The organism is Marinobacter koreensis (genome assembly GCF_023156285.1).
Classification (GTDB): domain Bacteria; phylum Pseudomonadota; class Gammaproteobacteria; order Pseudomonadales; family Oleiphilaceae; genus Marinobacter; species Marinobacter koreensis.
In genome coordinates, this window is the sequence record NZ_JAKZAJ010000004.1 from 356,727 (window position 1) to 369,228 (window position 12,502).

Annotated in this window: 10 protein-coding genes; 7 read left to right on the top strand and 3 right to left on the bottom strand. The window is 58.7% G+C overall.

The features are described 5' to 3' along the window. Positions 1–95 precede the first annotated feature (95 nt). The 3 genes from MLD04_RS12960 (at position 96) to MLD04_RS12970 (ending at position 2,234) form a co-directional block, all read left to right on the top strand. The gene (locus MLD04_RS12960) at positions 96–302 is read left to right on the top strand and encodes a bacterioferritin-associated ferredoxin (RefSeq protein WP_008940506.1); all 207 of its coding nucleotides are present in this window, start codon (positions 96–98) and stop codon (positions 300–302) included. A gap of 87 nt (positions 303–389) precedes the next feature. Next, positions 390–866 carry a bacterioferritin gene (gene bfr, locus MLD04_RS12965; protein ID WP_248159018.1) on the top strand — a complete coding sequence of 159 codons (477 nt, stop codon included), beginning with the start codon at positions 390–392 and terminating at the stop codon, positions 864–866. Between the two features lie 9 nt (positions 867–875). After that, positions 876–2,234, top strand: a complete 1,359-nt coding sequence (locus tag MLD04_RS12970; protein ID WP_248159019.1) for a phosphohexomutase domain-containing protein — start codon at positions 876–878, stop codon at positions 2,232–2,234. 154 nt (positions 2,235–2,388) lie between these two features. On the opposite strand, the gene MLD04_RS12975 is transcribed toward MLD04_RS12970, so the two are convergent. Both MLD04_RS12975 and MLD04_RS12980 read right to left on the bottom strand, forming a co-directional pair. Next, complete coding sequence (locus MLD04_RS12975) at positions 2,389–3,504, bottom strand: phospholipase A (protein ID WP_248159022.1); 1,116 nt, start codon at positions 3,502–3,504, stop codon at positions 2,389–2,391. Between the two features lie 11 nt (positions 3,505–3,515). Then, a complete protein-coding gene (locus MLD04_RS12980) occupies positions 3,516–3,854 on the bottom strand; it encodes a hypothetical protein (RefSeq protein ID WP_248159027.1) in 339 nt (112 codons plus the stop codon). 202 nt (positions 3,855–4,056) lie between these two features. On the opposite strand from MLD04_RS12980, the gene MLD04_RS12985 reads away from it, so the two are divergent. Further along, entirely contained in the window at positions 4,057–4,470 is a 414-nt protein-coding gene (locus MLD04_RS12985) for a c-type cytochrome (RefSeq protein WP_248159503.1), read from the top strand. Between the two features lie 76 nt (positions 4,471–4,546). Here the strand turns inward: MLD04_RS12985 and rep are convergent, their stop codons facing one another. Beyond that, a complete protein-coding gene (gene rep, locus MLD04_RS12990; protein ID WP_248159030.1) occupies positions 4,547–6,565 on the bottom strand; it encodes a DNA helicase Rep in 2,019 nt (672 codons plus the stop codon). Between the two features lie 143 nt (positions 6,566–6,708). Between rep and MLD04_RS12995 the strand changes: the two genes are divergently transcribed. From MLD04_RS12995 to gshA, 3 genes are all read left to right on the top strand, one after another. Then, positions 6,709–8,445, top strand: a complete 1,737-nt coding sequence (locus MLD04_RS12995) for an EAL domain-containing response regulator (protein ID WP_248159033.1) — start codon at positions 6,709–6,711, stop codon at positions 8,443–8,445. 53 nt (positions 8,446–8,498) lie between these two features. Further along, positions 8,499–10,838 (top strand): Tex family protein, encoded by a 2,340-nt coding sequence (locus MLD04_RS13000; protein ID WP_248159035.1) that lies wholly within the window; start codon positions 8,499–8,501, stop codon positions 10,836–10,838. Positions 10,839–10,903: 65 nt separating this feature from the next. Beyond that, entirely contained in the window at positions 10,904–12,451 is a 1,548-nt protein-coding gene (gshA, locus tag MLD04_RS13005; protein ID WP_248159038.1) for a glutamate--cysteine ligase, read from the top strand. The last annotated feature ends 51 nt before the right edge of the window (positions 12,452–12,502 follow it).

The window sequence follows — 12,502 nt, forward strand, 5'->3', positions numbered from 1 at the left end:
GGTTAGAACAAAAGTTAACCAGGCGGGGGTTGTAATTCCCGATGTGAATGACAATAATTATCACTAGCTTTCATCAAGTCAGTGAGTGTCGTTCTATGTACGTTTGTCTGTGCCACGGTGTTACCGATCGGACCATCCGCGAAGCCGCGGAAAACGGGGTCAGCTCCATGCGTCAGCTCGGGAAAGAGCTGGGTGTGGGCACCCAGTGTGGTCGGTGCGCTTCCACGGCCCGTCAGATCCTGCGGGAAAGCCAGACTCCGGACTATCTGAAACTCGCTGACATGCTGGCTCAGCCGGCCTGACGACGGAAAATTCCTTCGCCGGTTTTTGTCGGGCGCCATAAGGGGCTATCCTAGGAGTCGAACTCACTCAGGACCCGGAGCTCCCTTATGAAAGGCGACAAGAAAGTCATCCAGTACCTTAATAAAGTCCTCGCCAACGAACTCACCGCCATCAACCAGTATTTCCTTCACTCCCGCATGTACAAGGATTGGGGGATCACCAAGCTGGCGGCCAAGGAATACGAGGAATCCATCGACGAGATGAAGCACGCGGATCTGTTGATCGAGCGTATCCTCTTCCTCGAAGGGCTGCCCAATCTCCAGGATCTCAACAAGCTGCTCATTGGCGAGAATGTCGAGGAGATGATCTCCTGCGACCTCAAGCTGGAAGAGACTGCCCACGCCGATCTCAAAGAAGCGATCCAGTACTGCGAAGAAGTCCAGGATTTCACCAGCCGGGCGCTGTTCCGTTCCATCCTTGACAGCGAAGAAGAGCACATTGACTGGCTGGAAACACAGCTGGAAATGATCGCCCAGATGGGCATCCAGAATTACGTCCAGCTTCAGTCCTCTGCTGCGGAGTAAACGACGACAATGGACCTGTCCTGTTTCAAAGCCTATGACCTGCGTGGTCGGGTACCGGATCAACTGAATCCCGCCCTGGCCGAGCGTATCGGCCGTGCCTATGTCGAAGTCACGGGTGCCCGTAAAGTGATCGTCGGCTATGACATCCGTCTTTCCAGCCCCGAGATCGCCGAAGCACTCAGCTCCGGCCTGATGGCGGCCGGCGCCGACGTCTTCGACATCGGCCTGTGCGGCACCGAACAGGTGTACTTCGCCACCAGTCATTACAAGATGGATGGCGGCATCATGGTGACCGCGAGCCACAATCCCAAGGACCACAACGGCATGAAAATGGTCGGCCCGGAATCCCGGCCGATCAGCTCCGACAATGGACTGAATGAGATTCGGGACCGGGTGCCCGAACCCTTCGCAGATGCGCCAAAGCAAGGCAGTTACGAACCGCTGGAAGTTATGAGCGCGTATGTGGACCACCTGCTGGGCTACGTTGATGCAGGCGTACTGACGCCGCTGACCATCGTCTGCAACGCAGGCAACGGCGGCGCCGGACTGGTGATCGACGAACTGGAACAGCACCTGCCGTTCGACTTCATCAAGATCCACCACCAGCCCGATGGTCATTTCCCGAACGGAGTGCCCAACCCGATCCTGCCGGAAAATCGGGCAGTGACCGCCGATGCGGTGATCGAGCAGGGCGCGGCCATGGGCATTGCCTGGGATGGGGACTACGACCGCTGTTTCTTTTTCGACGAGAATGGACGGTTCATCGAGGGCTACTACATTGTGGGCCTGCTCGCGGATCAGTTCCTCCGTAAAACCGGTGGCGGCAAAGTCATCCACGACCCGCGCCTGACCTGGAACACCCTGGATCTGGTCAAAGCCGCCGGCGGCGAAGCCATCGAAAGCAAAACCGGCCACGCCTTCATCAAACAGCGCATGCGCGACGAAGACGCGGTCTACGGCGGCGAGATGAGCGCCCACCACTACTTCCGCGACTTCGCCTACTGCGACAGCGGCATGATCCCGTGGCTACTGGTTGCAGAACGCCTCTGCCAATCCGGCCAGACCCTGTCGTCTCTGATCGACGCCCGAATCGAGGCCTACCCGGCCAGCGGCGAAATCAACCGCACCATCGACGATCCCCCCAAGGTCATCGCGGCAATCGAAGCCAAATACAGTGTCGGCGCCAAAAAAGTCAGTCACGTAGACGGCGTGAGCATCGAATTCGACGACTGGCGCTTCAACCTCCGAATGTCCAACACCGAGCCGGTCGTTCGCCTGAACGTGGAATCGAGAGCAAATATTCCGCTGATGGAAGAGAAAACAGAAGAACTTCTGTCAGAAATGGACAGGCTAAATAGGGAAGGCTAAAGCCAAAGGCCCGGGTCGAGGTGGCAGGAGCAATTCTCAGAAACTGTGCGAAGCCAGGGATGGCGAAGCTCAAGCGCCACATGGATGTGCCGAAAGGAGCGGGTTTCTGAGAATTGCTCCTGCCGCCTCGACCTTCACCCAAGCCTGGCCATGGTCAAAACCAGTCGTTCAGCATAATCCCGATACCAAACCGCTCAATCCGGTGGTTATAGTCGATCAGACTCTCCCCATACCCGTTGTAGTACTGGAAGAAGCCCTTGATCGTATCGCCCATCGGAAAGCTGTACCCGAACTCCACCGACGTCCTATTGTCCTCGGACCGGAGATTGTTCATCAGCCGCAGCGAAAACGTTCGATCCTCGCCGAGCTTGTACACAACGTGATAGTTGGCGTACCCCAGGTATTGTTCGATGTCCGAGTTGTCATCGCTACCGCCTTCCGGAATCCGGTACCAGGGTTGCACCATGAACAGCCAGCGGCCATAGCTGTAGGCCGCCGTACCCACGATCCGGTTCCAGCTTCTTGAGCGAGGTTCGGACTGGCCATTGGATTGATGGTTGAAGCCCAGGGTGACCCCGTTGAGGGTGCCCGGTCCAATCTTTAGGTCTGTCTGGTAGCGCAGAAAAAGTTCCGGCTCGTAGTTGGTTTCCCGGAAGGGCGCCGAATCCTGCTGGTTATAGACCTGCCAGTAGGACTGCTGGGTGTAACCGAACCACAGGGTAGTGCGGTCATTGAGCCAGCCGGTCAACAGGGGCACCTTGAAGCTGATCTGGTACTTGGCTTCCTCGTGTTCCAGACTGTAATCGTAGCCGGTGGTGCCAAGCCGTGGGCTGTAAGGCCGGGGATTCGGGTGTTTGACCCAGGTAATGGGCAGGATATACGTGGGGCGGTGGGCAACAAAGCTGCCTGAAAACGAGAACAATGCCTTTTCGGCGGCCACGTAACGGTCAAGCAGGTCGTTCATGACGCCGTCATCAACAGCGCGGTCCCCCGAAGAGTCGGCCCCGGGCGTCTCTTTGGACAACGGCAGTGTCTCGCTGACCGAGTCCTCGGCCCGTTCGATCTCTTTGTCAGGAGCGCTTTGGCGCTTGCTGTCAGCCTCGAAAACCCGGTCGTAACACGCCAGTCGCTGCACGCCGTTTTCGATCAGGGCGCATTCATCGGCGGACAATGGGGCGGATTGGTGGGCGTCGCCAAAGGCCGACGGACTGATGACAGTCGCCGCGCAGAGTAGCATCAGGGGTGTCTTTCCGCGGACAGATTGTGCCATCGGTGGCTCCCTCAGTTGGCGTTCAGGCTCAGCCAGGTATTGGCAATCCCATAGACCCAGACGCCCAGCAGGGTGAGGGCCAGGATCGAGAAGATCAGTTTGTGACGGGAGCGGTTTTCGGCATTTGACGCGGCCACCCAGCGCAGATACATCAGGCCGATAAAACTGCCGAACACGCCCAGGCTCGCAAGGGTGGGCAGAAGCAGCCAGGCTGTGCTTATGGCGACCCCCTGCTTGGCCTGGTCAGACAGCCAGAGCATGGAGCCCAGAAGTACCGCCAGTGCAGAGAACTCGAGTGTCAGTAGCGGCCGTCGCCATGGATGTGGTTTTGGGTTGTCGGCATTGGACATCAGAGGCATCCTGAACAGCGTTTGAATGGATCGGACGTATGGTACCTGTATTGCGGGCCGGGTACCTCCGGATTTACGAAATCGCAATTAAACTGGTTGAAATCAAATTCTGGCTTGGTGATTTGGTTTTTTTGGCAGGTTGCAGTCGCTATAATGCGGGCACCAACGATTATAACGCTCAAATGCGAGGTGCATTGTGAACATAAAAAGAGTCCTGGCTGTTGTGCTCCTTGGCTTCAGCTTTTTTGCAGGCGCTGCTGTAGCTAGTGTTGAAGACGATATCAAAGCGCGTATCCAGCCTGTCGGCACTGTCTGCCAGCAGGGTGACGAGTGTGGTGCGGCCGCTGCGCCTTCTCAGGCAGCCAATGCCGGTCCCCGTTCCGGTGAAGAGGTGTTCAACGCCGTATGTACAGCGTGTCACAGTACCGGTGCTGCTGGCGCTCCGAAGGTTGGTGACACCGCTGCGTGGGCACCCCGCATCGACAAGGGCATGGATACACTGATCAATCACGCCCTGAACGGCTTCAATGCCATGCCGGCCAAAGGTGGTTGCGCCGATTGCCCGGACGAAGAGATCAAGAGCGCAATTGAATACATGGTTTCCAAGAGCCAGTAATCGTTACGCAGAAGCGCCTCACCGGTCGTGAACGGCGGGTGAGGCGTCCCGCCTTGCCCCGCATTCCGAGTGACAGTCAGTTATCCAGATCGCCCAACAGAGCGCTGAGCGTTGCTCTCCCTTTCTGCTGGTTGGCCTGCTGATCCGTATCCCCAAGCCCGTGCCATTTCAGGTCTTCCTCCGGCAACTCGTCCAGGAACCGGCTGGGAATGGTTTCGATTTTCTCACCATACTGTTTACGGGATGCGGCGTAGGTGAGCGTCAGGGTTTCCCGGGCCCGGGTGATGCCGACGTACATCAGGCGCCGTTCTTCTTCGATGTTGCCTTCCTCGATGCTGGAGCGGTGGGGGAGGATTTCTTCTTCAAGACCCATGATGAATACATGGGGAAACTCCAGACCCTTGGAGGCGTGCAGTGTGAGCAGCTGAACCTTGTCGCTGTCATCCTCTTCTTCCCGCTGCTCCATCATGTCCCTCAGGATCAGCCGGCTGATGGCATCCTCGATGCCCAGCTCGTCAGCGGTGCCCTTTCCGTCGTCCAGCATGCGCTGGATCGAGTCGACCAGGTACCAGATGTTTTCCATCCGTCTTTGAGCCTGCTTTGGCGTGCCGGAGTGCTGATGCAGCCACTCTTCGTACTCGATGTCGGTGAACAGTTGCTTGATCACCGGTATCGGGTCTTCGGAGTGGAGTCGCTCGCAGGTCCTGTCCACCCAGTCGGCGAAGCGCCTCAGCCGTTCCAGTCCCTTTTCGGTAACGTGTGACTCCGCCCCCATGTCGCCGAGCGCCTTGAACAGGCTTACTTCACGGGATCGGGCGTAGTGGCTGAGCTGCTCCAGGGTGCGGGGTCCGATTTCGCGGCGCGGCACATTGACCACCCGGAGAAAGGCTGCATCGTCGTTCGGGTTGACCAGCAGGCGCAGGTACGACATGGCGTCCTTGATCTCGTTTTTCGAGAAGAACGACTGGCCACCGGATATGCGGTAGGGGATCTGATAGGCCTGGAGCTTCATTTCCAGCAGCCGGGACTGGTGATTTCCCCGGTAGAGTACCGCGAAATCCCGGAAATCGAGGCCCTGTTTGAGCTTCTGGTCGATGATCTCGGTTGCCACCCGGTCGGCTTCGGCATCCTCGTTCCGGCAACGGATGACGCGCAGTTCCTCACCGATGGTGTGATCACTCCACAGCGCCTTTTCGAACACGTGGGGGTTGTTGGCGATGACGGTGTTGGCGCTGCGCAGGATGCGACCGGTTGAACGATAGTTCTGCTCCAGCTTGACGATCCTGAGGCTCGGGAAATCCTCTTTCAGTTGCTCGAGATTCTCGGGGCGGGCGCCGCGCCAGGCATAGATCGACTGGTCGTCATCTCCGACCACCGTGAACGCGGCGCGCTCGGCCACCAGCAGCTTGACCAGTTCGTACTGGCAGACGTTGGTGTCCTGATACTCGTCCACCAGCATGTACCGGATCTTGCGGCGCCACTTGGCCAGTATGTCCGGATGAGTCTGAAAGAGCTTCACCGGCAGCAGAATCAGATCGTCGAAATCGACGGCGTTGTAGGCTTTCAGATATTCGTTGTAATGCTTGTAGATCAACGCGATCCGTTGTTCCCGCTCATCCGCCGCTTTACTGAAGGCCTCTTCGGGGCCGCGCATGGCATTTTTCCAGGCGGAAATGGTCATCTGAACCTGATTGAGTTCGTCACCGGCATCGGCGCTGGCTTCGCGGAGCATAAGATCCTGCAGCAGGGCCTTGGCGTCTTCGGCGTCGAAGATCGAAAATCCGGGGTGGTAGCCCAGATGCGGATGCTCCTCCCGAATCATGTTCAGGCCGAGGTTGTGGAATGTGGAGACGATCAGTCCCCGGGTTTTGCTCCGGTCCACGATCCGCCCGACCCGCTCTTTCATCTCCCTCGCTGCCTTGTTGGTAAACGTCACCGCGGCAATATGCCGCCCAGGGATACCCAGTTCTTCGATCAGGTACGCAATTTTCCGGGTGATCACACTGGTCTTGCCACTGCCGGCACCGGCGAGGACCAGCAGGGGGCCGTCGGCGTAGCGAACGGCTTCGTGTTGTCGGGGATTGAGTCTGTTCACAAATAAAGGACCGGATTGGAACGGAGCGAGCCAGAAATTCGTGGGATTATTCTACACCACGATTCGTTACTGTACCTTGGCGATCTATGGGCTATCATTCATAGAACGGACGCGGTTGCTGGTACAAAAAGGAATGCTGTTTGATGACACTGCCCCTGGAGACGCAGAGGCCTGATCAATTGCGCGTGTTGGTGCTGTCTCCGCATCATACCGATTATTTGTGGCTCCAATCACTGCTCGATTCAGATCCGGAAATGGATCCGGACGTCACCTGGTGTCCGGACCTGATCGATTGTGATGATCTGATCCGCAACGCCAGCTTCGATGTCATTGTCTGGGATTGTGCATTCCATGGCGGTGATGAAGCCTCCTTTCTGCAGTATCTCTCGGTATCCAGCGACGAAAAGCCGGTGTTGGCCCTGAGTGCCGAAGCGCCAGAGGAGCGGGCGCCGGCTCTGCTGGCGGAGGGGGCTTCGGATTATCTGTCCCGCAACAACCTCGACTATTGGGCTTTTGCCAGGGCTGTCCGGTGCCTCTGGTATCGCCAGCAGCTCAGTGCGTCAGCTCAGGGTCATCTGGGCCGGGAGCTGGCGACCGGCGTCATCAACCGCGATCTCTTTTTCGACCGGCTTCAGCAGGCCCTGCTTCGCGCCGAACGCGGTGGCCAGCGCCTGGCTCTCCTGCATCTGAATCTCGATGACTTCCGCAGCATCAACGAATCCTTCGGGTACCAGAAAAGTGACCAGATGATCATGAAACTGGCCGAGAGGCTGCGCCGGGCGCTCAGGCGAGTGGATTCGCTGATGCGCATTGGCGGGGACGAGCTGGCCATCATCATCGAGAAAGTCGAGGATTCCCTGGACATTACCCGGATCATTCGCAAGGTGGTATCGGCGCTGGACGATCCTCTGACGGTGGATGGCCAGACCCTGGTGGTCAGTGCCAGTCTTGGCGTTGCGACCTATCCGGAGTCTGGCGACAATGCGGAAAACCTGATGCGCCGGGCCAATAGGGCCATGTTCGAGGCCAAACGCGATCCGGGGACCAGCTACCGTTTCTACGATCGCCAGCTGCACATTACCGCCGGTTACCAGCTTCGTCTGGAAGCGGATCTGCGCAATGCCCTCAGAGGTGGCGAGCTCGAAGTGTATTATCAGCCCCGGGTTGATCTGGCCACAGAGGAAGTGCGGGGCGTCGAATGTTTGTTGCGTTGGAACCACCCCCAGCGTGGCCTGGTGGGGCCGGACGAGTTCATACCGGTAGCCGAGCGCAGCGGGCTGATCGTGCCGATCGGATACTGGGTAATCGAGCAGGCCTGTAAACGGCTTCAGGAATCGGGAGAACTGGGGTTTCCTGGCCTGGTATTTGCCGTCAATCTGTCGTTCCGCCAGTTCCACGACCGGAAAATGACCGAAACCATCTTCCGGATCATTTTCAATGCTAACGTTGATACCAGCCTGCTCGAGCTGGAATTGACGGAAAGTGCCATGATGCACGACCCCGAGTACGCGCAGCGTTGCCTCCGGGAGCTCAACCAGTTGGGCATCAGCTTTGCCCTGGACGACTTCGGGACCGGTTTCTCCTCGCTCAGCAATCTCCAGCACCTGCCCATCTCCCTGGTCAAGATCGACAAGTCCTTTGTCCAGGAGCTGGGCCACTCGGCAGACGCTGAGCACATTATTCGTGCCATCATCAGCCTCTCCCACAGTCTCCAGATGAGCGTTGTCGCCGAGGGTGTCGAGACCCTGGGTCAGCTGGAGTTCCTGCGCCAGTCGCACTGTGATGAAGTCCAGGGCTATTACTACGCCCGTCCCATGCCCTGGAACGACCTTGTTCAATTCCTGACCAGTCGCGGCCAGTCCGCTTGCTTGCAGCAGTAAGCCGCTGTACCTTTCCCCGTTAATTCGACTCCCATGTTAACGACAGAGGTTGCATGAACAGTATTTCCAGCCGCATCGCCGAAGAGCTCGGCGTCCGCGAACAACAGGTAAATGCCACCATTGCCCTGCTGGATGAGGGCTCGACCGTTCCGTTTATTGCCCGGTACCGGAAAGAGGTGACCGGTTCCCTTGATGACAGCCAGCTTCGAACGCTGGAAGAACGGCTGCGCTACCTGCGCGAGCTTGAGGATCGCCGGTCCACGATCCTCAACAGCATTGAGGAGCAGGGGAAACTGACGGACGAGCTGCGCGCCGCCATCGATGCTGCCGACACCAAGAACCGGCTGGAAGACCTGTATCTGCCTTACAAGCCCAAGCGCCGCACCAAGGCCCAGATTGCACGGGAAGCCGGTCTGGAGCCGCTGGCGGATGCCCTCTACGACGATCCGACCCTGAACCCGGAAGCCACCGCGGAAGGCTTTATCAACGCCGAAGCCGGCGTTGAAGATGCCAAGGCCGCACTGGATGGGGCACGTTACATCCTGATGGAACGCTTTGCCGAAGATGCGGAGCTCCTGGGCGATCTGCGGGATTACATCTGGCGAGAGGGCCAGCTGAAAGTGACCGTTGTGGAAGGCAAGGAAACCGAGGGCGCGAAATTCCGGGATTATTTCGATCACATCGAACCCCTGCGCAAAGTACCGTCCCACCGGGCGCTTGCCATTCTGCGTGGCCGGAACGAGGGGATCCTGGGCTATAGCATCGTGGTTGGTGATGGTGAAGACGATCGTCGTCAGCCACATCCGGCGGAACAGCGTATTGCGGCACACTGGGGCATTCGTGACCAGGGGCGTGCTGCCGACCGCTGGTTGTCAGAGGTGGTTCGCTGGACCTGGCGGGTGAAGTTGTCCACCCAGATCGAGACCGATCTGATGGCGCAGGTGCGCGAAGCCGCCGAGACCGAGGCCATCAACGTGTTTGCCGCCAATCTCAAGGACCTGCTGCTGTTGGCGCCGGCCGGACCCCGAGCCACGCTGGGTCTGGACCCGGGGCTTCGTACCGGGGTAAAGGTGGCGGTAATTGACGGAACCGGCCAGGTGGTCGGACACGGTGCAATCTTCCCCCACGCTCCCCAGAACAAGTGGGATCAGTCCATTGAACAGTTGGCCACCTGGTGTCGCCAATACCGCATCGAGCTGGTGGCAATCGGCAACGGGACGGCGTCCCGGGAGACCGAGAAGCTGGTGGGGGATCTTTGTAAGCGGTATCCGGAACTCAAACTGGCCCGCATCGTGGTCAACGAATCGGGTGCGTCCGTGTATTCGGCGTCTGAGTTTGCCTCGCGGGAACTGCCGGATCTGGATGTGACCATCCGTGGCGCCGTCTCGATTGCCCGGCGTCTTCAGGATCCACTGGCGGAGCTGGTGAAAATCGAGCCCAAGTCCATCGGTGTGGGCCAGTATCAGCACGATGTTTCCCAGGTCCAGCTCTCGCGCAGCCTGGATGCCGTTGTCGAGGACTGTGTAAACGGCGTCGGCGTGGATCTGAACACCGCGTCCGTGCCCCTGCTGGCCAAAGTATCCGGCCTGAACCAGAGCATTGCCCAGAACATTGTGGATTTCCGCAACCAGAACGGCATGTTTACCAACCGGAAGCAGTTGCTGAAGGTCACCCGCCTGGGCGACCGGACCTTCGAACAGGCGGCGGGCTTTCTGCGAATCGCCACTGGCGAGAACCCGCTGGACCGGTCTTCCGTGCACCCGGAAGCCTACGGTGTGGTGGAGGCCATCGCCAGCCGGAACAACCGGAAAGTGGACGATATTATCGGTGATTCGGCCTTTCTTCGTGGTCTGAATCCGCAGGATTACGTAACAGAACAATTCGGTCTGCCCACCGTTAAGGATATTATCGCCGAACTCGAAAAGCCCGGGCGGGACCCGCGACCGGAATTCCGCTTTGCGAATTTCGAGGAAGGTGTCGAAACGCTGAATGACCTCAAGCCCGGCATGGTGCTGGAAGGTTCGGTCACCAACGTCACGAATTTCGGTGCTTTCGTGGATATCGGTGTGCATCAGGACGGGCTGGTACACATTTCGGCGCTGTCCCATACCTTCGTGAAGGATCCCCGTGAGGTGGTCAAGGCCGGGGATATTGTCCGGGTCAAGGTGATGGACGTGGATATTCCCCGTAAACGCATCGGTTTGTCCATGCGCATGGACGATGAGCCGGGGGAAAAGAACGATGGCCGGCCGTCCTCGGGTCGTGCGCGACCAGACAACCGTGGCGCCTCCCGTAACAAGGGCAAGTCCGGCGGCAGCCAGAAAGCAGCACAGGGTGCCATGGCGGGTGCACTGGCCCAGGCACTGGCCTCGGCTCGCAAGGATGGGCGTTAACGGCTTACTATCATTGGTTCATCGAATGCCCCGCGCGAAGCGGGGCATCGCAGCAGGAGTCCATCATGGCTGAATCCCGCCACGCGCTGTTCCGGCAGTTTTCAAAATCGGACTGGTTCGGTTTCCTGAAGGGGGTGGAAAAGGAAGGTCTGCGGGTTGACCGTAACGGCTTTATTGCCCAGACGCCGCATCCCGAGGCACTTGGCTCCACGCTGACGCATCCGCGGATTACCACGGACTATTCCGAGGCGTTGCTCGAGTTGATCACGCCGGTGTGCGACAGCACAGACAGCCTGCTGGAGTCGCTGAGGGACATCCATCGATTCGTTCAGCAGAATCTGGGTGATGAGGTTTTCTGGGCGGCCAGCATGCCCTGTGAACTGGATGGTGATGAGAGCATTCCCATTGCCGAGTATGGCAGCTCGAACATCGGCTATCTGAAACACGTCTACCGTCAGGGCCTGGCGGTCCGGTACGGACGGATCATGCAGAGCATTGCCGGAGCCCATTACAACCTGTCATTGCCGGACGCTTTCTGGGAAAAGTGGCAGCAGGCGCTCGATAACCGCCAATCGATCAAGGACTTCAAGTCGGACCAGTATTTCTGGCTGATCCGGAATTTCCGCCGCCGGAGCTGGCTGCTGATGTTGTTGTTTGGCGCCTCGCCCGTTCTGGATGAGAGCTTTGTGGCCGGGGTTCAGCACGATCTGAGCCGGTTCGATCCAAGGACCTTGTATGGCCAGAATGCCACTTCTCTGAGAATGGGCGACCTGGGGTATCACAACAACGCCCAGGCGTCCCTCAATATCTGTTTCAACGAATTGTCCACCTATACGCAGACGCTGGATCGTGCCATCCACACCACCTGGCCGCCGTACGAGGAGATTGGTACGCGTCGGGGTGACCGGTTTATCCAGATCAACACGAGCGTGTTGCAGATCGAGAACGAGTATTACAGTGCCGTTCGTCCGAAACGCACCACCGAGCGTGAAGAAAAGCCCATTCAGGCGCTGGAGGCACGCGGTGTGGAGTACATCGAGGTGCGGTGTCTGGATCTGGATCCATTCTCACCGGTGGGCGTGAACCGCGAACAGATCGATTTCCTGGACCTGTTTCTGCTCGATTGTCTGCTGTCCGACTCGCCGCGCATCGGCGACGCCGAGTGTGAACGGCTGGATGATAACTACAAGGATGTGGTCTCACGGGGCCGGGACGCAGATCTGACCCTGTGTTGCGGTGGAGAGCGTGCCAACGTCATGACCCTGGCCAGTGATATTCTGGACCGGTTGGCGCCGCTGGCCGAACAGCTCGACGGCTGGAGCGGGGATGGCCGGTACGCTCGGGCGCTTGAGTCCCAGCGCCGCAGTCTCGCTGAAGGGGTGCCTTCCCGGCGAGTGCTGGACGCCATGCGCAGTTCGGGTCTCGGCCACCGCGACTGGGTGATGGATATCTCCCGTCGGCATCAGCAGACCCTCCGGGAGGAATCGCTGGCACCGGATGTCCTGGCGTCTTTCGAGGATATGAGCCGGGTATCGCTCTCTGAACAGGCTGATATCGAAGCCGCAGATACCGTCCCGTTCGAGCGTTTTCTGGCGCATTACCTGCGTTCCTGAGGTCTGGGGCGCCCTTGGTCACACTCGAAGGTGGACCTGCCGCACAGAACG